A 20,363-nucleotide genomic window follows, 5' to 3' on the forward strand; every position below is an offset into this window, starting at 1 on the left:
CGTCCCCGCGGCGGGCTCGGGCCGCGATCAACCAGGCACGACGACGATCTCGCCGGTCGTGTACAGCGCCGAGGTGTCCCAGGCGAGCCCGGGGGCGAGCGGCACATCGATGCTCACCTCGGAGAACGTCCCCAGGAGGGCGCCGCTCCAGCCGAGCACGGCGACTGTATCGCCGGCCTGGAAGGGCATGGCCTCGTCCTCCACGTGGATCTCCAGGGCCCCGTCGAGGGTCACGTCCCCGTCCACGAACAGGAGCGGCGCGGCGCTCGGCCCGGCGACGGTCACGCTCAGCCTCGCGAGCCAGCCTTGGCTGTAGCTCCCGGCGACGCTCGTCGAGGGGTACACCTCGCCCACGACCAGCGTGCCGAGCGCGGGGTTCGCGAGATCGCCCGTGAAGCTGCTGGTCTCGAGGCGCCCCCGGTAGAAATCAATGACGTCGCCGGCCTGGACCTCGATCTCTCCCGCGATGAGCTCGCCGTCCGCGAGCCGCACCGCCCACCTCGGGCCGCCTGGAGCGCCGGGCAGCGGCGCGAGCCGGAGGAGGCCGCCGATGCGGACGGATCCACCCCCGTCGATGTGCAGCGCCGGATAGACCGACGAGTCGGTGGACGCGAGGATCGTGACGTCACCGCTGTTGATCCACGACGCATAGACGTCGGTCACGTAGATGTACGCCGCGCCGCCTCGCGAGCAGATCTCGGTCTCCTCCGTGGCCAGGGTCCCCAGTGCTCCAAGGGCGATCCCGCCGATTCCATCGTCTCCCCCCACCGACAGCAGCCCCGCGTTCGTCCAGGTGCCGCCCCAGCCGCTCACGCGGACAACGCTGTTCTCGAGCTCGTTGCCGAGGACCTGCGCGTTCACGGTGGAGAGCTCGCCCCTGTAGATGGACAGCTGCGCGGCCCTGCCCGCGCCGACGACGAACTCCCCCGTGCTCACCCACCTCGTCGCGGAGCCTGTGATGATCGCCTCGATCGGGCGGAAAGGGTCCGGCAGGGCGTTGGCACCGAAATAGACGTTGTGCGAGAAGAAGCTCGCTCCTTTTCGGATCTCGAACCTGCCGCCCCACAGGTCACCGATGTAGGCGTTGGTTCGGCTCGTCAGGGTCGCGTCGTACCCCTCGACGAGCACGTCGCCGTAGGCGTGGAAGTATGGCCCGCTGACCAGGAGATCGTCGGTGATGACCCTGGCGCCGGTCCGTACCATGAGCGAGCCCCAGGCGAAGTGGCCTGCGCCGACCGCGAGAGAGCCATTGTTGGTCCACCGCGATCCGTACCCGACCACCTCGACCGCACCGGTGCCCTCGTAAGGCCCGCCGATGATGGCGCCGGGGCTGAGCATCCTCCCCTTGTTGAAGACGCGCACGCTCCCCGAGCGGGGCGTGCTCGGTATCGTGCCGCCGACCAGCAGAGGGCTATCGCCGAGGTCCCACGGATCCGACGGGCTCGAGGGCGATACATCGTCCGAGATGGTCACCTCCGCCCGGACCGGCACTGCCACGCTCACTGACACCGCCGCAAGCAACGCCGAAAGGGCGCATCGGACATGCTGGTTCATAGGCCTCCTGCTCAGCAAGAAAATTCACAGCACAAGAATTCCGTCCGCACTTCCCCCTACTGCAGGAGCCGGGTGGATCGCGAGACCGATATTCCCGCGCGCACTCTAGCAGGTAAAAAGTCCGACGACCGCACGTCCTCGAATCAGCGCCACGGATGAGTCCGGTGTGATGGGCCTCGCCGCCGGGACGCGTTGGCCGGGCAGGGTGGAGCGGATGGCCGGTGGCGGGGTACTTACCCCACCCTGCCCGAATGATGGGACCGCGAGGACGCCATAAGACGCCAAGAGACGCCATAAGGCGCCAAGATTCATTTCTTTTATTTTCTTTGGCGTCTCTTGGCGTCTCTTGGCGTCTTATGGCGTCCTCTCGGTTCAAACGACCCCACCTTCGGCCAAAGTACCCCACCGCCGGATGGCCCCTCTCCCGGGAGATATCCGGAGTCGACTTTGCTGTCTCCGCCGCCCGTCGGTCCGATTTGCGAGACCGCGCTCGATCGCCTCGGGTCGGGCCCGAGCGGCGCCCATGTGGGCCTCTCGATGACCAATCGGCTCCGACCCCTCCGTTTTCCATCACGGAACGCGCGCGCTCCGGAGACAGTCACCGGCATGAAGCGCTCCTCGTTGATCGTGCAGGCTGCCCTCGTCCTCCTCGCGTGCGCCTGCGGTGACGGAGGCGATGTCGGAGGGCAGGGCGGCCAGGGGGGCCAGGCGAGCGGAGGTCCGTCCACCGGCACGACGGGCGCCGGCGCAGGCTCGTCCGCCAGCACGACGGTCGCCGGCGCAGGCCCGTCCGCCAGCACGACGGGCGCCGGCGGGGGTCTCGGCCCCCACGTCCCCGAGCCGAGCACGCCAACGCGCGGCGGGACGATGACGTTCACGAACATCGGCGCGCCCGGCTGGTGGCCCCGCCGCATCGACCGCGAGCCGGGCGACCCGGCGTGCGACTACAAGGACGGCGACGACACCTGGGGCGGGCACTGCTGCATGACGGAGCATCCCACGACGAGCGACAGGCTCGCCCCGTTCGATGAAGAGATGACCCTCATCATGAAGGCCATCCGCGTGAAGCAGCTCGCCGTCTACCAGCCCGGCAGCGACCCTGCCGCATGGCAGATGGTCTCATCGTGGGACGCGAAAAACGGCGCAGGCTCCAATCTGCTCGTCACGGAAGGGCAGACCACCTCCGCCGACTTCACGGGCGACCTCACGAAGAAGGATTGCGTCACGTACTTCACGCAGGACAAGCCCTTCGCGTGCGGTGACGGCAAGGATTATTACTGTCCCGACGATCCGGGCGTCATGCACCTCGGCTGGGCGGGCTCGAAGCTCGTGGTCTTCCTGGCGTCGATGACGTTCGACGACGCGGGCGTCGAGAAATGCGACGGCGGCGGGCAGGGCCACCCCGGCCCGTGGGTCGCGTTCGTCGCGTCCGAGCTCATTCGCGACGGCGGCCGCAAGTGGAACGGGCTCTGCAACTGCTACTCGAAGACGGGCACCGTCGGCGACGGCTGCGGCGAGATCAACGTGTTCGAGGTCGTGATGGACAACAACGAGTACAGCAACCGCGAGTTCATGAGCACCGGTGTCCGCTCGTACCAGGAGGGGCACATCGGCGGCAGCGTCTGCGGGACCGGCTGCGATCGCGACGGGTTCGCCGAGGATGTCGAGGTGGTCGATGCGTGCGCGCAAAAGGCCTACGACAAGGGGCCCGTCATCGAGGCCGGCGGGCCCTCGGACGGCTGCCCGACATGGCGCCGGCCCAGCGGCGATCGCTACTTCATGATCCTGCTCGATGAGGCGCAGCGCACGATCCAGGTCGCGGTCATCCACCCCGAGAGGATCCCCTCCGCCGCGGCCGAGATGCTCCCCGATCTGCCGGGCGGGCTCTCGCGCGGCTCGATCGACGCCATGATCTCGATGCGCCTGCCGGAGTGAGCCCCATGAAACCGAGGAACACAATGCACAATCTCCGTCAGCTTCCGGTGCGGTGGGTCTTCATCGCCGCTATCGCGTCCTTCGCCGCGGTGCCGGCGTGCTCGAGCAGCGACGACGAGGCACAGGCGTCGTCAGGGTCGAGCGGCGCCGGCGCGGGCAGCGCGAGCAGCAGCGGCGCAGCAAGCTCGAGCGCCGGCGCCGGTAGCTCGACCAGCAGCGGCGCCGGTAGCTCGACCAGCAGCGGCGCAGCAAGCTCGAGCGGCAGCGGCGCAACAAGCTCGAGCGGCAGCGGCGGCCCTGCGCCGGCGGGCTGCAAGCGCGGCCTCGCGTATGGCTATCACTCGAAGGCGGACATGGATGTCCTCTCCCCGGCGGTGTCCTGGTGGTACAACTGGACTCATGTGCCGGACGAGGGGGTCCGGCCCGATTATTACAGGACGCTCGGCGTCGAGTACGTGCCGATGGTGTGGGGCGGGGGCAATCTCGACAGCGCCGCCGCCGGCCGCATCGCCTCCGAGATCCCCGAGGGCGCGAGGTTCCTGCTGGGGTTCAACGAGCCGAACTTCGGGGCGCAGGCCGACCTTTCCGCGGCCGAAGCCGCGGCGCTCTGGCCGCACGTCGAGGCGGTGGCCGACGCGCGCGGCCTCGCGCTCGTGTCCCCGGCCGTGAACTTCTGCGGCGGCGATTGCCAGGAGACCGATCCCTTCAAGTACCTGGACGACTTCTTCGCCGCGTGCAGCGGATGCCGGGTCGATTACATCGGCATCCACATCTACACCGGCTGCAAGGGAGAAGGCGACAACCAAGCTCAGTGGCTCATCAACCACGTCGAGACGTACAAGTCACGGTTCGACAAGCCCCTCTGGCTCACGGAGTTCGCCTGCGACAGCGCGGGCTCCCTCGCCGAGCAGAAGGAGTTCCTTGTCGACGCGCTCGCGTACCTCGAGAACGAGCCACGGATCGCGAAGTACGCGTGGTTCTCGGGCCGCGCCGACAACGTCCGGCACGCGAGCTTGCTCGGCGACGACGGCGAGCTCAACGAGCTCGGTCAAGCCTACGTCAGCGCGCCGCAGCACGCGTGCGGAGCCTCGACGGAGTGAGAATGACGCGGCGGGCAGGCCGGTCGCCTGCGCGCTCTCCGGCCGTTGCCACCACGCCGCAGCGCCCTGGACCCGCCGCCGCTCGCCCCTCGAGCGGTGTCGGCGCGGCAGGCCCGCGCCGCAACGCGTCGGTGCGGCTGCGGTCAGAGACGCGAGCGTGAGGCTCGAAGGCGCGGTCACCCCGCGCCACCAGCTCCGGTCCCCGCCAGGCGCGGGCCTCGCGCTCGCGCTCGCGCTCGCCGACGAATCGTCGACGCTCGCCGCGCCAGTTTGTGATTGACGCCGACTATGTGAGCGTTCACATTCGGCACTCCGAATATTCTTTTGCCTTCCCCTGGATGGGCCGCCAGGCGCACCGGGTCCTGCGCCCTGCGCGTCCACCTCGACGGTCGCGCCGTGGCTCCGGACGAGGCGCATGCCGGGGGAAAGGAGGGGCAGCAGCTGGGCTCGGCTGGGATGACATCAGGGCGCGCTCCAAGCGCGGAACATCTGGCGACCACTGTCTGCCAATCTCGCTGTTCGCCGTCGTCGATCTCAAGTGAGCGCTTCGCGCAGGCGTAACGCAACCAGAGGGGCATTGTGCACTACGAAAAGAAAGCCGTCAGTCGCTTCCATGTCTTCTGTTTGCTCTCGAGCGTCGCGATGCTGGCGTGCGGCGACGAGAGCGGCGACGCGGCACAAGCTGCGGGCGCGGGCAGCTCGAGCGTGTCAGCCGCCAGCGGGGCGTCGACCGGCGTGACCGCTGGGTCAAGCAGCGCTTCCGGTGGCACGAGCAGCGGCGAAGCAGCCGGTAGCGGCGGTGCGACCGCCGGCGCCGGTGGAGCGGGCTCGGGTGGAGCGGGCTCGGGTGGAACGGGCGGCGCGGGCGGCGCCGGGACAGGCGGGGACGGCGGGGACGGCGGTGGAGGTGACGCGGCGAAGTCCGCAGGCTGCGGCAAGATGCGCACGCTCCAGAACGGCGCTGGCACCGTGCAGAGCGGCGGGACGAGCCGCAAGTATGCCCTGCGCGTCCCCGACGATTACGACAACGGCCACCCGTACCGGCTCATTCTCTCCTTCCACGGGGCCACGGGCAACAGCGGCCAGGTTGCGCCGTCCTATTTCGGGCTCTGGTCGCTCTCCGAAGGGAGCACCATCTTCATCGCGCCCGACGCTGTCGGCGGGTTCTGGACAGCCGACGATGTGACCTTCGTCGACGACATCCTCAAGCAGGTCACGGGCGATCTCTGCATCGACACCTCGCGCATCGAGCTCGAAGGCTTCAGCCAGGGGGGTGCCATGGCGTGGACGCTGGCCTGCGCGCGCCCGGACGTTTACCGCGCCACGGTTGTGCACTCCGGCGGCGGTCTCCCCCGGCCGGCGAGCTGTCAGCCGGTCGCCTTCATGTCTTCGCTCGGTCAGCAGGAGAGCGGCGGAGCCGGACAGACCTCCAACAGCGATTTCTTCGCCAAGCAAAATGGATGCATGGTGGAGGCCCTGGCCAAGGCGCCCAGAGGTGGCCACGCCTGCTCGGACTACAAGGGCTGCTCGGCGGGGCACCCCACCCGCTGGTGTGACTACGACGGCGGTCATACCCCGTCGCCGAACGACGCCGGGAAGCAGATGTCGTGGATGCCCGAGGAAGTGTGGGCGTTCCTGAGTCAGTTCTAGAACACCAATCGTGTTGAAACCCTGAGACTTTCACAGGGAGGCGAGGAGGCGGGGAGGAAGAAAAGACCCCTCCTTACCCGCCATCTCTCGCTCCCCGCCTCCTCGGCTCCCTGTGAAATTTCTGCTTTTTCTCGGGGTTTCAACCCGTCTGTCGCTCTAGAGTGCGCGAAACAAAGCGGCGCTGGCTCGCGTGCCAGGCTGTCGTTGACATGGAGTCTCTGTTCGATGGACCAATTCAAAAGTCACGTCCTCGGGTTCGCGTCGCTCTCGCTGGCGCTGCTCGTTGCGCTGCCTGCGCGCGGGGCATCGCTGCAAAAAGTCAACCAGAGCGAATGGGGGGCGGACGGCCTGCCCAGCTATGTCAACATGTACATCTACGTGCCTGACAAGCTGGCGACCAAGCCTCCCATCGTCGTCGCTCCCCATCATTGCCAGGGAAATGGCCAGGGGACGTTCGGCGAGATGTCGAGCCTGGTGTCCATCGCGAACACCAGTGGCTTCATCATGATCTTCCCGGAGGCCACCGGGCAGAACTGCTGGGACGCGGGATCGACGCGATCGCTCGCCCATGGCGGCGGCGGCGACACGGGGGCCATCGTCCAGATGGTGAAATACACGCTCGCCAAGTACAGCGGCGATGCGGGCCGCGTGTACTCGGTGGGCGGGTCATCCGGCGGCATCATGACCGAGGCGCTGCTCGGTGTGTACCCCGACGTATTCATGGCCGGCGTGTCGCTCATGGGCGTTCCGTGTGGCTGCTGGGCCGAGGGCTACAACGACGTCACCGGGACGGGGAGCTCGGCCCAGTGGAGCGGGCCCTGCGGGGGCGGCAACGTCACGAAGACCGGGCAGCAGTGGGGAGACCTCGTTCGTTCGTACTATCCCGGTTACACCGGCCATCGCCCGCGCCTGCAGCACTGGCATGGCACCGCCGACACGATCCTCAGCTACAAGAACATGGCTGAAGACGTCAAAGAGTGGACGAACCTCCTGGGGTTGAGCGAAACCCCGAGCGGGACCGACACGCCGAAGCGCGGAACCACGCGTCAGTCCTGGAAGAGCTCCTGCGGCTACACGGTCTATGAGGCCTTTTCGATGGACGGCGTCGGGCACTCTGTGCCGTTCGACGGACCTGCCGTCGCCGCGTATTTCGGCCTCGACAGGGCCGGTGGTCAGGATCCAGAGACGGCAGCTTGTCCCGGCGCTGTCCCCGGCGGCAGCGACACCGGAGGCGCGGGCGGCGCGGCCGGAACCGGAGGCGCGGGGGGCGAGCCCGGAGCCGGAGGCGCGGGTGGCGAGGCCGTAACCGGAGGCGCGGGGGGCGAGGCCGCAACCGGAGGCGCGGGTGGCGAGCCCGGGACCGGAGGCGCGGGCGGGGTCATGGGAAGTGGCTCAGGCGGCAGCGCAGGCAGCGGCGGCGCGATGGACACCGCGTCCGGGGGGGCGAACGGACAGGACGCCAGCTCGGGAACCGGCGACTCGACAGAAGGAGAAAGCTCCAGCTCCGGCTGCAGCTGCGCCGTGGGCAACGACGCGAGCGACTCCGGCGCCCAGGCGGGGCTCCTCCTCGCGGCGCTGGGATTGCTGCTCGGTCGCCCGAAGCGCCGCCCGCGCTGAGCGCGCGCGAAGACCAGGGTCTCACTTGCCGTAGGCCACCCGCCACACGGTGTTGCTCTGGTCGTCGGTCACCAGCAGCGCGCCGTCCCTGGCCACGGCGACGCCGACCGGACGACCCCACACGTCGCCGGTGCTCGTGACGAAGCCGGTCATGAAGTCTTCATAATATCCCGCCGCCTTGCCGTCCTTGACCGGTATGCGGATCACCTTGTATCCGGTGCGCCGCGACCGGTTCCACGAGCCGTGCTCCGCCGCGAAGATGTGTCCCTGGTAGTCGGCCGGGAACTGCTGGCCCGTGTAGAAGCAGAGGTCGAGGGAGGCCGAGTGCGACTGGATCAGCACGTCAGGCACGATGACCTTGTCCCGGAGCTCGGGGTGCTTGCCCTCGTGCCGCGGATCCTGATGCCCGCCGAGGTAGTACCAGGGCCAGCCGTAGAAGCCGCCCTCTTGCACGCGCGTCACGTAGTCGGGGACCAGGTTGTCGCCCAGCTCGTCGCGCTCGTTCACGCTGGTCCAGAGCGCGCCCGTCGCCGGCTCGATGGCCAGGCCGACCGGGTTGCGGATGCCTGACGCATAGAGCACCTCGTTCTTGCCGTCGGGCGTGAAGGCCAGGATGCAGGCGCGCCGGATCTCGTCCTCGTCGTCATCGACGTTGGAGCGGGAGCCCACGGACACGAACATCCGCTGGTTGTCCTTGCTGAAGACGATATCGCGGGTCCAGTGGCCGCCGCCGCCCACGGCCTCCCTGCCCGAGGGGATGTTGGTGACCAGCACCTCGGCCGGGCCGCTGGCCCTTGTGTCGCCCGCCTTGTAAGGGAACCGCACCACGCTGTCGGTGTTCGCGATGTAGACGTGCGTCGGCGCGTCGGTGCCGGCCGGATAGAAGGCGATGCCGAAGGGGCGGTTCAGGTCCTCGGCGTAGACGCTGCGGACATCGGCCTTGCCGTCGCCGTCCGTATCCCGGAGCACCTGTACCCGGTCCGCCGCGCTCTCGGCCACGAACACGTCGCCGTTCGGCGCCACCTGCACGACGCGCGGCTTCTCCAGCCCTGTGGCGAGCTCGGTGACGGTGAATCCCGACGGGACTTTGGGGAACACACCGGCTGGACGTTCTGCCCTGTTCGGGCTGTTGGTCACCGACTCACCCTCGTTGGGCGCGGGGAGGTCGGCGACGGTGATCTTGCGCTTCACGCCCGGCGCGTCCGTCGTCCAGTCGCCCAGCGCGTCGGCGCCGGTGAGGATCCTGTCGGTAGGCGCCGGCTGCGGTGTGACCTCGGCGCGCTTGGGTGAGCAGGAGGCCAGCGCGCCCGCGCCGGCGCCGACCAAGAGCACCTGAGCCACCCCACGCCGGGCCCACGGGCGACCTGAGATTCGGTTGTCCATGGACTCGGGTTGCCATTCGGCTGCTCCTCTGTCCACCGCTCCACCGCTCCTCTGGACCGATGAGCCCGCCGATCGCCTCCTCTCGCCACGAGCAGACGGGGGAGCGCCCCTCCATCCGACCCCGGCTGCCGCCCCTGCGCCGACTACCAGTCCGCCTCGATCACCCCTCCGGTGTACTGCGTGCTGGTCGGCGTGTACTGGTGCACCTCGAACTTGTTGCCGTCGGGGTCCGCCAGCCAGATCTGGTACGTGTTGTCGCAGCCGAGCTTCTTCTCGGTGAAGGGGACGCCGCGGCTCTTCAGCGTCGCCATCACGGCGTCCATGTCGTCGGTCTCCAGGCAGAAGTGGGCGATCCCGGTATTGACCACCTCGCCGAGGTTCCGGTCCTCGAACATCTCCATATAGTTGCCGTCGGCGATCTCGAGGTAAGCGCCGAACGGCGCGCCTTCGCGGGTGAAGCTGAACTTGGTGGCGAACCCGAGCTTGCCGTAGAAGTCGACCGAGCGCTGCAGATCCCTCACGTTGAGACATACGTGCGCGATGCGTTTGAACATGGGGAGAGCCTCCGCGGCGGCGCCGGGGTAGGGGACCGGCGCGCGCGGCCGAGGATACCCCACCCGGAGGCCCCGGCGCGACGCCGGCCCTTCGCCGTCCCCGTTCGCCTCAGCGCAGCCCGAGCCGCTTCGCGAGGTGGTGCAGGTTGCTGCGGTGCATTCCGAGCGATCGCGCCGCGGCGGCCCAGTTGCCGTCGTGCTGCGCCACGGCCCGCTCGATGAGCCCGCGCTGGAACGCGTCGACCTGCTCGTTCAGCGGCGCTGCCGCCGCAGCGGGCGTCGCCTTCTCCGCGCCGTCCTCGCGCGGCGCGGGCTCCGGCGCCGCGGCGACGTCGACCCCGAGGTGGGCCGGCTTGACGACAACGGGCGCCCCGCGGGGCACGCCCCGCGACGCCTGCAGCACCATCCGGAACACCGTGTTCTCCAGCTCGCGCACGTTCCCCGGCCAGGCGCCGCCCGCGAGCAGCTCGCGCGCCGCCTTCGTCAGCCGCACAGGCCCGACGCCGAGCCGCGCGCGCGCCTCGTCGCAGAAGTGGCCGGCGAGCAGCGGGATATCGCTCCTCCGCTCGCGCAGCGGCGGCACCGCGAGGCGATAGACGTTGAGCCGGTGGAACAGATCGGCCCGGAAGCGCCCCTCGGCCACCTCCCGCTCGATATCGCGGTTCGTCGCCGCCACGACGCGCACGTCGACGCGCAGCGACCGATCGGCGCCGACCCGCTGCACCTCGCCCTCCTGCAGCGCCCGCAGCAGCTTCGGCTGGATCGACAGCGGCAGCTCGCCGATCTCGTCGAGGAGCAGCGTGCCCTTGTCCGCCACCTCGAGCTTCCCCGGCCGGCTCTGCTCCGCCCCGGTGAACGCGCCGCGCACGTGCCCGAACAGCTCGCTCTCCGCCATCGACTCGGGCAGCGCCGCGCAGTTCACGTGGAGCAGCGGCTCGCCCCGCCGCCCCGACGCCGCGTGGACGGCGCGCGCCACGAGCTCTTTCCCCACGCCCGTCTCGCCCGTGATGAGCACCGTGAGATCCGACGGCCCCACGAGCGCGATCTCGTCGCGCAGCCGCTGCATCGCCGGGCTCGTCCCGAGCAGGCTCGCGCCCCGCTCCCGCTCCGCCGCCCGCCGGAGATCGTCGGCGACCAGGCCGAGCCGCTCGGCGCTGTGCTCGAGCGCGTCGATGAGCTGGCTCGTGCGCACCGCCGCGCCGGCCAGCGCGCCCAGCCAGGAGAGCGTCGCCGCGTCGACCCCCTCGAAGGCCCGCGGGTCGCGCGCGTCGGCCGTCAGCAGCCCGATGAGCGCGCCCTCGACCCGCAGCGGACAGCCAAGGCACGCGTGCACGTGCGCCAGCGCTGTCGCGTCCGACGCGAGCAGCCCGTCGAACGGATCCGGCAGCTCGGTGTCCGGCGCGAAGCGCACCGGCGCCTCGGCGTGGCAGAGGAGGTCGAGCCGAGGGTGCGCCTTCGTGCAAAACGTGCGCCCCAGCGCCTCCGGCGCGAGCCCGTGCGCCGCGAGCGGCACCAGGACGCCGTCCTGATACCGCATCAGGCACGCCGCATCACACGGCACCACGTGCCGCACCGCCTCGAGCAGGCGCCGGTACCGATCCTCGGCGCCCAGCGACGTCGTGAGATCGAGCGCGACCGACAGCAGCGCCTCCAGGTTCGGCTTCACCATGTTGTCGATTGTACAACGTTGTTGTCGATTTGACAACGAACGGATGTTGCGAAAACCGCAACATCGCCCGCCTGGAGGCACGAAACGAAGGGGCGCACGGCAGCGGCACGCCGGCTGCTTCAGGGCCGGTCGTCACGACCGGAGCCCTCGAGGTCGCGCCGCGGAGGCGCGGGCGCGCCGTGGGCTCACGCGAACAACGAGGTCGCTATGCATAACCTACGACGACTCTGGCTGGCGCTCGCCGCCGTCATCACCGCTGGCTTCTTGATACTCGGCTTCATGGGTCGGGAGGTGTACCGCAAGGCCCCGCCGATCCCGGAGCGGGTCGAGACGCCGGCCGGCCGGGTGCTGCTCACGAAGGACGATATCCTGGACGGCCAGCTCGTCTATCAGAGCATCGGCGGACAGCAGGTCGGCAGCGTCTGGGGGCACGGCGCTTACCAGGCGCCGGACTGGTCGGCCGACTGGCTCCATCGCGAGGCCGAGGCGCAGCTCGCGCTCTGGAGCCAGCGAGAGCACGGCGCGGCGTTCGCGGCGCTCCCGGACGAGGCGCAGGCCGCGCTCAAGGCGCGGCTCCAGCGGACGATGCGGCACAACGGCTACGACGCCGCGACCGGCGCGCTCACGGTCTCCGAGGATCGCGCGCTGGCGATCGAGCAGACCGCGGCGCACTACCGCGCGCTCTTCGGCGACGAGCCGAGCCTCACCGGGCTGCGCGAGAGCTACGCGCTGCACACGGGCGCGGTCCCCGACGCCGGGCGGCGCGACAAGCTGACGGCCTTCTTCTTCTGGACCTCGTGGGCCACGGCCGCGGAGCGCCCTGGCACCGGCGCCAGCTACACGAACAACTGGCCTCATGAGCCGCTCGTCGGAAACGTCCCCACGGCCGCCAACGTGATCTGGTCGATCGTCAGCATCGTGCTGCTGCTCGCCGGGATCGGCGCGCTCGTCTGGTACCACGCGTTCCGCCGCACCGAGGAGCCGGCCGCCGCCGCCCCGGCGAGCGACCCGCTCTCGGGGTGGGTGCTCACCCCGTCGATGCGGGCCGTCGGGAAGTACTGCCTCGTCGTTGTCGCGCTACTCGTGCTCCAGGTCGCGCTCGGCGCCCTGACCGCGCACTACACGGTGGAAGGACACGAGGTCTTCGGCCTGCCGGTCGCGGACTACCTGCCGTACGCGGTGACGCGCACCTGGCACGTCCAGCTCGGCGTCTTCTGGATCGCGACCGCGTTCCTCGCGACGGGGCTGTTCCTCGCGCCGGCGGTGGGCGGGCGCGAGCCGAAGGGGCAGCGGCTCGGCGTGAACGTCCTCTTCGGCGCGCTCGTCCTCGTGGTCTTCGGCTCGCTCGCCGGAGAGTGGCTGTCGGTGAAGCAGCGCTTCGCGCTCGAGCACTCGTTCTGGTTCGGGCACCAGGGGTACGAGTACGTCGACCTCGGCCGCGCCTTCCAGATAGCGCTCTTCGGCGGCCTCGCGCTCTGGCTCTTCCTGATGCTGCGCGCGCTCTGGCCCGCGCTCTCGCGGCGCGACATGAGCCGGCACATCGTGCTGCTCTTCACCGGCGCGACGGTCGCGATCGGGATGTTCTACGGCGTGGGGCTGTTCTACGGCGCGAAGACGCACCTGTCGGTCATGGAGTACTGGCGCTGGTGGGTCGTCCACCTGTGGGTCGAGGGGTTCATGGAGGTGTTCGCCACCGCGGCCATCGCGTTCCTGTTCACCCGGTTCGGGCTCGTGCGGCCCGACAGCGCGGCGCGGGCCGCGCTCCTGTCGACCTGCATCTTCCTCATCTCGGGCATCCCCGGCACGTTCCACCACCTCTACTTCAGCGGCACGCCGGTCTCGGTGATGGCGGTCGGCGCGAGCTTCAGCGCCCTGGAGGTCGTGCCGCTCGTCCTCGTGGGGATGGAGGCGCACGAGACCTGGCAGATGCAGCACCGGAGCGCGTGGATGCAGGCCTATCGCTGGCCCATCCAGTTCTTCGTCGCCGTCGCGTTCTGGAACTTCGTCGGCGCTGGGGTGTTCGGCTTCCTCATCAACCCGCCGATCGCGCTCTATTACATGCAGGGCCTCAACACGACCCCCGTGCACGCGCACGCCGCCCTCTTCGGCGTCTACGGGCTGTTGTCCCTCGGCCTCGTGCTGGTGATGCTCCGCCGCCTGCGCCCCGACGCGGTGTGGAACGAGGCGCGGCTCCGGGTGGCGTTCTGGGGGATGAACGGCGGCCTCGGCCTCATGATCCTCCTGAGCCTCTTGCCGATCGGGCTGGCGCAGGCGTGGGCCAGCGTCGAGCGCGGGCTGTGGTATGCGCGGAGCGCGGAGTTCATGCAGCAGCCGGTCCTCGAGGCGCTGCGCTGGATGCGGCTCGTCGGAGACACCCTGTTCATCGTCGGCGTCCTGGCCTTCGTGGGGTTCGTCGCGGGGCTCTTCACCCGCCGGCCGGCGGGCGCTGCCTCGGCGAAGCCCGCGCCCGAAGGTGAGGCGGCAGGGATGGCCGCGCCGGCTGCGAGCGGCGCTCCGGCGGTCTGATCAACCGCGCCACCCGCGCGCCAGCGCCCGGCAGTCCGCTGGCGCGCCTGCTCGCCGCAGCGCCGCGCGGCGCCCCGAAATGTGCGCGTGGCGTCGAGCACAGCCTTGATCCGCCACGCTATGCTCGGGTCCTGGAGCGCCACGGCGCTCGCCCCCGGGAACCCAGCATGTCCACCGAGCACTTCGACGTTCTCATCGTAGGAGCCGGCCTCTCCGGCATCGCGGCCGGCTACCACCTCCAGACGCGCTGCCCCGGCAAGCGGTACGCGATCCTGGAGGGGCGCAGCGCGATCGGCGGTACCTGGGACCTGTTCCGCTACCCTGGCGTCCGCTCCGACTCGGACATGTTCACGCTTGGCTATTCCTTCCGCCCCTGGAAGGAGGCCAAGGCGATCGCGGACGGGCCGTCGATCCGCGAGTACGTGCGCGACACGGCCCGGGAGCTCGGCATCGACCGGCACATCCGGTTCAATCACCGGGTTCGAGCCGCGTCATGGTCGTCGGAGCAGGCGCGCTGGACCGTCGAGGTGGACGTCGGCCCAGGCGAGGAGCGCGCCCGTTACTCCTGCAGCTTCCTGTACGTCTGCAGCGGCTACTACCGCTACGAGAGCGGGTATACGCCCAGCTTCCCTGGGCGCGACGACTTCCAGGGACAGCTCGTGCACCCCCAGCAGTGGCCGGAGGATCTCGACTACCGGGGCAAGCGCGTCGTCGTCATCGGCAGCGGCGCCACGGCCGTGACGCTGGTTCCCGCGATGGCCGCCGACGCGGCGCATGTGACGATGCTCCAGCGCTCGCCGACGTACATCGCCTCGCTGCCCTCGGAGGACCCGATAGCCAACGCGATCCGCGAGCACCTGCCGGAGCAAATCGCCCACCGCGTCGCCCGCTGGAAGAACGTCGCGCTCAGCCTGCTCATCTACCAGGTCTGCCAGCGCGCGCCGCGGCTGGCCAGGCGGATGCTCCGCGGCGGGGTCGCCCGGCATCTGCCGCCCGACTTCGACATCGATACCCACTTCAACCCTCGCTACGATCCATGGGATCAGCGCCTCTGCCTCGTGCCGGACGCCGATCTCTTCCGTGCGGTGAAGGAGGGGCGCGCCTCGGTGGTCACCGACAGCATCCGGACCTTCACGAAGAACGGCGTCCTGCTCGAGTCGGGCAAGGAGCTCCAGGCGGACATCATCGTGACGGCGACGGGCCTGGAGCTGCTGCTCTGCGGCGGCATCCGGCTCGCCGTCGACGGTGACGTCCTCGAGCCCGGCAGGTCGTTCATCTACAAGGGGTTGATGCTGGGCGGCGTCCCGAACTTCGCGCTCTGCCTCGGTTACACGAACGCCTCGTGGACGCTCCGCGCCGAGCTGGCCTCGACGTACGTCTGCCGGCTGCTCAACCACATGGATCGCCACGGCTACCGGCAGTGCTTGCCGCGCCCTGACGAATCCATCCTCGATCCTCGGCCGCTGCTCGGCCTGACGTCGGGCTACGTGCGGCGCTCGGTGGATCACCTGCCGAAGCAGGGATCGAAGGCGCCGTGGTACTTCCGCCAGAACTACGTGCTTGATCTGCTCGCGATGAAGCTCGGCCCGGTGGAGGACGGCACCCTGGTCTTTTCCAGGGAGGGCCGGCCGCCGCGCCGCGAACCCGCGAGCGCGGAGCGTCCTCGGCGCGTGGAGGCCTGACCGGAGGCGCGCGCCGCTGGCGAGCCGCCATTGCCATGCGCCGTGCGCCGGCGCTGCTGTCACAGATAGATCGCGAGATTGCCGCGCGCTTTTAACACAAGCGAGGGTACTCAACGCGGGAGGCGATTCATGGTGCCGAGGCGAGCCATGGCCGGGAGCGGCCGTCGGAGAGCACGATCATGAGCGCGCTCCTGCGCGGCTCCGTGACGCCGCTGCAAGGCGCCGCGGCCGCCGCGATCGCCTGGCGCACGCAGGGCCGGCACTACGTCACCGTCATCGCCAAGGCGAGCTTCGCCTTCGCGATCGATTCGGTGATGTGGCGGACCGATCCGCAGGAGATCCTCCGCGCCGAGGTCCACCACGGCAAAAACCCGGCGCGGAGCATCCGCTGGAGCGGGGACCTCGCGCCCTACCTCGGTCGCGCCGATGTGGTCTTCACCGGAGACGCACACGCGCCGCGCGGCACCGAGGTCCAGTCGTTGCCGGTGCGGCTCGCGGTCTACAGCGCGGGCGGCTGGGTGCTCGACAAGCGCCTCCTCGTCCGCGACAAGGGTCCTTTCCGGCAGATACCCCTCGTGTACGAGAGGGCGGTTTGCGGCGCGAACGGGTGGGAGAATCCGTTCGACGGGGAGCCGATGGACGGCCCGGCCAGCATCCTCGACCTCCAGGATCCCGCACGCCTCGCTGGCTTCGCGCCGCTCGCGCACGCCTCGCCGGTGCGCCGTCGGCTGCTCGGCAGCACGCCTCGCAAGGCGCTCGAGGGGCCGAACGCCGACATCCCCGCGGGCTTCGACTGGTCGTACTTCCAGGCGGCGCCGGCGGACCAGCGGATCGCATTTCTGCAAGGCGATGAGTGGATCGTGCTCGAGCACGTGAATCCGGCGGCTCCACGGCTTCAGATGCGCTTGCCCGGGGCGCGCGGGGTGGCGCGGATCCGGGGGCTCGCCGACTCCGCCGCGGCAGACGGCGAGGTGCTCGAGCTCAACGCCGACACGCTTCGCATCGACGGCGTCGAGCAGCGCTGCACGGTCGTGTGGCGCCGGGTCTTCCCCGTCTCCGGCGAGGACGCCCTCGCGTCCGTGCGGATCGTGGCCGGCGTCGAGATCGAAGGCGAGGAGATCGCATGGCCCGACGTGCGCCTCGAGGAGCAGGAGCGCGCGCAGCCGGCGCATCCGCCTTCCCTCCGCCTGGGCCCCCAGGAGACCGCCCGGATCAAGGAACTTCCCAGCGGGGCGGGCGAGGCGCGGCTCGCCCCGGAACTGCCGATCAGCCTCTCCGCAGAGGACGTCGAGCTCGTCGATCCTCCGTTGTCCGCCGCGTCACTCTTTCAAACGCTCGCGCTCCCCGTGGAGCCGGACGAGCCGTCGATGCGCGCGCCGGCGCTCCCCTTCGGGCCTGCAGCCCCTGCGCCGGCGGAGCAGGACGAGCCTGGGCCGGTCGCAGATCCAATCCCTGCCATCTTCACCAGCACGACGCTCCTGTCGAGCGAGGACGAGGCGCGGGCCACCGGTCAGCCCGCGACGCCGTTCCCTGCCGCGCCGCCGCTTCCGCCGCGCGTCGCGCCCGAGCTGCCGATCCCTGGGGCGCCCTGGTCCGGCGAGCGCGCCGCGCGGGCGCCTTCCGCGTCCGTGGGGCCGCTCCCGCCGCTGGGCGAAGGCGATGAGGTCAGCGTCGAGCGGTGCGCGATCGTCGCGGCGGAGCTCGCGGAGCGGCCGGTCCCCCGGGCGGACGTGCTCCGCGCGCACGGCCTCTCCGATGAGCGCTGGGAGCAGGCCGAGGCGCGATGGCAAGAGGCGATGGCGGAGGAGGCCCGACGCCGCGAGCGACCGCTCCGCGATCGGTTCGACGCAGCCTATCTCGCCGCCTGGGAGGCCATCCGCGGCGTCGTGCATCCGACCGATTATGCGCGGCTGGTCGTCGCGACCGAGCGCGACGGTGCGGCCGCGGCGCTCGATCCGCTCGCCATTCGACGCACCGTGTGGGCGCAGATGAAGCGGCTCTGGGCCAGGCGGCTCGCCGGCGATCCGCGCCTGAGAGCGCACGTCGAGGCCGAGATCGCGACGCTGCGAGGAGCGCCGCGGCAGCCCGAGGACAGCAATTCTCCAGCGGCGCAGGCCGGATGATCCGCGCGATGCGACGTCAGGTGTGCAGATCGCACGACGGCGCCGCGCCGTCGTGGCATGCAATCATCGCTTTGCTTTCCAGGAATCGCCTCTACAGTCGACGTCCTTCCGGCGCCAGGAGCTAACGCGCACCGACAACGGGGATTACAACCATGCAAGATGCGTTCACCGTCAGCGCCGGCGCGCTCCCTGCCGCCACGCGGGTCATTGGATTTCGAGGGACAGAGGGGCTGTCAAAGCCGTACGTCTTCGAGATGTATCTCGTGATGACGAACTACGTGGGCCAGGATCTCGACCTCGCCGACGCCGTGGGCACGAAGGCGACACTCCGTCTCTCCCCGCCGGACGGCGGGGCTCCCCTCCTCGTGAACGGCATCTTCGCGACGGTGGAGCTCATCCACGCGTTCGGCGAGCGCTCCGTCTTCCGCGCCGTGCTCGTGCCGCAGCTCTGGAAGCTCACCATGTCCCTGCATAGCCGGGTCTTCACCGACCAGACGGTGCCCGACATCATCAAGACGGTGCTCTCGGGCGCCGGGGTCTCGGAGTACCAGCTCAGGCTGATCGGCAGCTACAAGCCGCAGGAGCACGTGTGCCAGTACGGCGAGAGCGACTTCGACTTCATCTCGCGGTGGATGGAGCGCGAGGGGCTCTATTATTACTTCGAGCAAGGAGACGACGGGGAGACGCTCATCATCACCGACGACAAGGGTGTCCACGTCCCGCTCGGCCAGAAGGCGGTCCGGTACGTCCCGCAGTTCGGCGAGCACAGGGCCAAGGGAGAGGTGCTCTGGACCTTCACGTGCCGGCACACGTCGATGCCGTCCAGGGTCCGCATGAGCGACTATGATTACAACAATCCCGCGATCGAGATCTCCGGCAGGGCGCCCGTCGCGGCGAAGGGGCTCGGCGAGATCAGCGTCCACGGCGCGCGTTTCTTCACGCCGGCCGAGGGCAGCCGCCTCGCGGCCGTGAAGGCGCAGGAGCTGCTCGCGGGCCAGGTCGTCTACCACGGCACCGGGGCGGCGTTCACCATGCGCCCCGGGTACACGTTCGAGCTCGAAGAGCATCCGAGGCCGGCGTTCAATACCGTCTATCTGGCCACCGAGGTCGAGCACTGGGGCAACCAGACGGGCTGGGCGCCGGAGCTGATGCAGATCATCGGGCTCACCTGGGACGAGGTGTATCGGATGGAGGTCAAGGCCGTCTCCTCGACCGTCCAGTACCGGGCGCCGCAGCGGACGCCGTGGCCTCGTATCTACGGGACCGAGCACGCCGTCGTCGACGGCGCGGCGGACAGCGAGTACGCGCAGATCGACCAGCACGGTCGCTACGCGGTCAAGCTGAGCTTCGACGAGAGCGACCTCCGGGGCGGCAAGGCCTCGACCTGGGTGCGCATGCTCCAGCCGCACGGCGGCGGCACCGAGGGGTTCCATTTCCCCCTGCGCAAGGGCACCGAGGTGATGTGCACCTTCCTCGGCGGGGATCCGGACCGCCCCGTCATCGCCGGCGTCGCCCCCAACGCGCTCACGCCGAGCCCCGTCACCTCGGCCAACAGGACGAGGAACGTCATCCAGACCGGTGGCAGGAACCGCATCGAGCTCGAGGACCAGGCGGGCTCGCAGCGCATCACCGTCAGCACACCGACCGAGAACACGATCCTGCGCATGGGCGCGCCCAACGATCACCACAATTTCATCTCCAGGACGGACGGCACCGCCCTGATCAAGACGGGCAAGTCGCTCGAGATCCAGACGGGCACATGGAGGAAAGATGACGTCGGCGATCAAATGGAGATCGAGGTCGGCGGTTATCTGAAAGAGACCGTCACCGGCTCCGTCACGGAGATTTATAAGGACACGAAGAGCGAGACCGTCACCGGCTCCGTCACGGAGATTTACAAGGACACGAAGAACGAGACGGTCACCAAGCCCGTCACGGAAAAATACCTGGACACCCAGACCACCACGGTCACCAACCTGCGCAAATCCGAGCACGGCACCGAGGAGACGACCGTCCACGGGAAGGTCACGGAGCGGTACGAGGGCCATCACGAGACGAAGGTGACGACGGGCGGCCGGTACGAGGAGACCACCGGCCTTCACGACCAGAAGTTCAACGATGGCTGGAAGGTCGACATCCCGGGCGGCAACGTCGAGCACATCGCGAAGGGTGACTACATTATCCAGGCAGAGCACTTCAGAGCGAAGGCCAAATCCGACTATCGCGAGATCAATGGCCTCAGAATTCAAAAGACCCAAGGTGGCCTGTTCAACTTCACGTACGGCTACGGCACCCTGAACGTCGTCGCCCCGCAAAGGACGGAGCTGGTCGCGGGGGTGAAGCTGGATGTCATCGTCGGGGTGAAGGCGGAGGCGGTCCTCGGCCTCAACGTCAAGAACGCCAAATTGGTGGTCAACAAAAACTACCTCGAGGTCTGGCAGAAGGGCGTCGAGCTGGGTAGCTCAGCGGTGACGGTCACCAGGCATGCTGGGGCGAGGGTGACCTCGACGGGGGCTCAGGTCTGGCAATCCTTCATCCACATGTTCCACTAGCGCGGCGCCCAGCAGAAG

The 20,363-nt window shown here is 69.4% G+C and carries 12 protein-coding genes and 1 pseudogene; 8 read left to right on the forward strand and 5 right to left on the reverse strand.

Going from position 1 to position 20,363, the window contains the following annotated elements; all coding sequences use genetic code 11:
- Positions 1 to 27 precede the first annotated feature (27 nt).
- Positions 28 to 1,503 (reverse strand): hypothetical protein, encoded by a 1,476-nt coding sequence (locus WMF46_RS17840; RefSeq protein ID WP_437986703.1) that lies wholly within the window; start codon positions 1,501 to 1,503, stop codon positions 28 to 30.
- A 657-nt stretch (positions 1,504 to 2,160) separates the two neighbouring features.
- Here WMF46_RS17840 and WMF46_RS17845 point away from each other — a divergent pair.
- On the forward strand, positions 2,161 to 3,489 hold the full coding sequence (locus tag WMF46_RS17845; protein WP_437986704.1) for a DUF2403 domain-containing lipoprotein: 1,329 nt from the start codon (positions 2,161 to 2,163) through the stop codon (positions 3,487 to 3,489).
- 37 nt (positions 3,490 to 3,526) lie between these two features.
- Here WMF46_RS17845 and WMF46_RS17850 read toward each other — a convergent pair whose 3' ends face one another.
- Positions 3,527 to 3,805, reverse strand: a complete 279-nt coding sequence (locus WMF46_RS17850; RefSeq protein WP_437988047.1) for a hypothetical protein — start codon at positions 3,803 to 3,805, stop codon at positions 3,527 to 3,529.
- 16 nt (positions 3,806 to 3,821) lie between these two features.
- Here WMF46_RS17850 and WMF46_RS17855 point away from each other — a divergent pair.
- The 3 genes and pseudogenes from WMF46_RS17855 to WMF46_RS17865 form a co-directional block, all read left to right on the forward strand.
- A pseudogene (locus WMF46_RS17855) lies at positions 3,822 to 4,589 on the forward strand (glycoside hydrolase family protein); the annotation flags it as partial.
- Between the two features lie 579 nt (positions 4,590 to 5,168).
- The gene (locus WMF46_RS17860; RefSeq protein ID WP_437986705.1) at positions 5,169 to 6,239 is read left to right on the forward strand and encodes an alpha/beta hydrolase family esterase; all 1,071 of its coding nucleotides are present in this window, start codon (positions 5,169 to 5,171) and stop codon (positions 6,237 to 6,239) included.
- Between the two features lie 225 nt (positions 6,240 to 6,464).
- On the forward strand, positions 6,465 to 7,856 hold the full coding sequence (locus tag WMF46_RS17865) for an extracellular catalytic domain type 1 short-chain-length polyhydroxyalkanoate depolymerase (protein WP_437986706.1): 1,392 nt from the start codon (positions 6,465 to 6,467) through the stop codon (positions 7,854 to 7,856).
- Positions 7,857 to 7,877: 21 nt separating this feature from the next.
- Here the strand turns inward: WMF46_RS17865 and WMF46_RS17870 are convergent, their stop codons facing one another.
- From WMF46_RS17870 to norR, 3 genes are all read right to left on the reverse strand, one after another.
- Positions 7,878 to 9,197: a PQQ-dependent sugar dehydrogenase gene (locus WMF46_RS17870; protein ID WP_437987905.1), complete on the reverse strand. Its 1,320-nt coding sequence runs from the start codon at positions 9,195 to 9,197 to the stop codon at positions 7,878 to 7,880.
- Between the two features lie 185 nt (positions 9,198 to 9,382).
- Positions 9,383 to 9,793, reverse strand: a complete 411-nt coding sequence (locus WMF46_RS17875) for a VOC family protein (protein ID WP_437553290.1) — start codon at positions 9,791 to 9,793, stop codon at positions 9,383 to 9,385.
- A gap of 109 nt (positions 9,794 to 9,902) precedes the next feature.
- Positions 9,903 to 11,462, reverse strand: a complete 1,560-nt coding sequence (gene norR / locus WMF46_RS17880) for a nitric oxide reductase transcriptional regulator NorR (RefSeq protein ID WP_437986707.1) — start codon at positions 11,460 to 11,462, stop codon at positions 9,903 to 9,905.
- 207 nt (positions 11,463 to 11,669) lie between these two features.
- Between norR and WMF46_RS17885 the strand changes: the two genes are divergently transcribed.
- The 4 genes from WMF46_RS17885 to WMF46_RS17900 all read left to right on the forward strand — a co-directional run bounded on the left by WMF46_RS17885 (position 11,670) and on the right by WMF46_RS17900 (position 20,345).
- Complete coding sequence (locus WMF46_RS17885; RefSeq protein WP_437986708.1) at positions 11,670 to 13,988, forward strand: nitric-oxide reductase large subunit; 2,319 nt, start codon at positions 11,670 to 11,672, stop codon at positions 13,986 to 13,988.
- Between the two features lie 167 nt (positions 13,989 to 14,155).
- Entirely contained in the window at positions 14,156 to 15,670 is a 1,515-nt protein-coding gene (locus tag WMF46_RS17890) for a flavin-containing monooxygenase (RefSeq protein WP_437986709.1), read from the forward strand.
- 179 nt (positions 15,671 to 15,849) lie between these two features.
- Positions 15,850 to 17,793, forward strand: coding sequence for a DUF2169 family type VI secretion system accessory protein (locus WMF46_RS17895; protein ID WP_437986710.1), 1,944 nt, complete (start codon positions 15,850 to 15,852; stop codon positions 17,791 to 17,793).
- Between the two features lie 152 nt (positions 17,794 to 17,945).
- On the forward strand, positions 17,946 to 20,345 hold the full coding sequence (locus tag WMF46_RS17900) for a type VI secretion system Vgr family protein (RefSeq protein WP_437986711.1): 2,400 nt from the start codon (positions 17,946 to 17,948) through the stop codon (positions 20,343 to 20,345).
- Positions 20,346 to 20,363 lie beyond the last annotated feature (18 nt).

This window comes from Sorangium sp. So ce117, from assembly GCF_051524395.1.
GTDB lineage: Bacteria > Myxococcota_A > Polyangia > Polyangiales > Polyangiaceae > Sorangium > Sorangium cellulosum_B.

Bases quoted from the DNA above. Each gene is read 5' to 3' on its own strand.
- WMF46_RS17845 (WP_437986704.1), top strand. From the start codon at position 2,161: ATGAAGCGCTCCTCGTTGATCGTGCAGGCTGCCCTCGTCCTCCTCGCG.
- WMF46_RS17865 (WP_437986706.1), top strand. From the start codon at position 6,465: ATGGACCAATTCAAAAGTCACGTCCTCGGGTTCGCGTCGCTCTCGCTG.
- WMF46_RS17875 (WP_437553290.1), bottom strand. From the start codon at position 9,793: ATGTTCAAACGCATCGCGCACGTATGTCTCAACGTGAGGGATCTGCAG.
- norR (WP_437986707.1), bottom strand. From the start codon at position 11,462: ATGGTGAAGCCGAACCTGGAGGCGCTGCTGTCGGTCGCGCTCGATCTC.
- WMF46_RS17885 (WP_437986708.1), top strand. From the start codon at position 11,670: ATGCATAACCTACGACGACTCTGGCTGGCGCTCGCCGCCGTCATCACC.
- WMF46_RS17890 (WP_437986709.1), top strand. From the start codon at position 14,156: ATGTCCACCGAGCACTTCGACGTTCTCATCGTAGGAGCCGGCCTCTCC.
- WMF46_RS17895 (WP_437986710.1), top strand. From the start codon at position 15,850: ATGAGCGCGCTCCTGCGCGGCTCCGTGACGCCGCTGCAAGGCGCCGCG.
- WMF46_RS17900 (WP_437986711.1), top strand. From the start codon at position 17,946: ATGCAAGATGCGTTCACCGTCAGCGCCGGCGCGCTCCCTGCCGCCACG.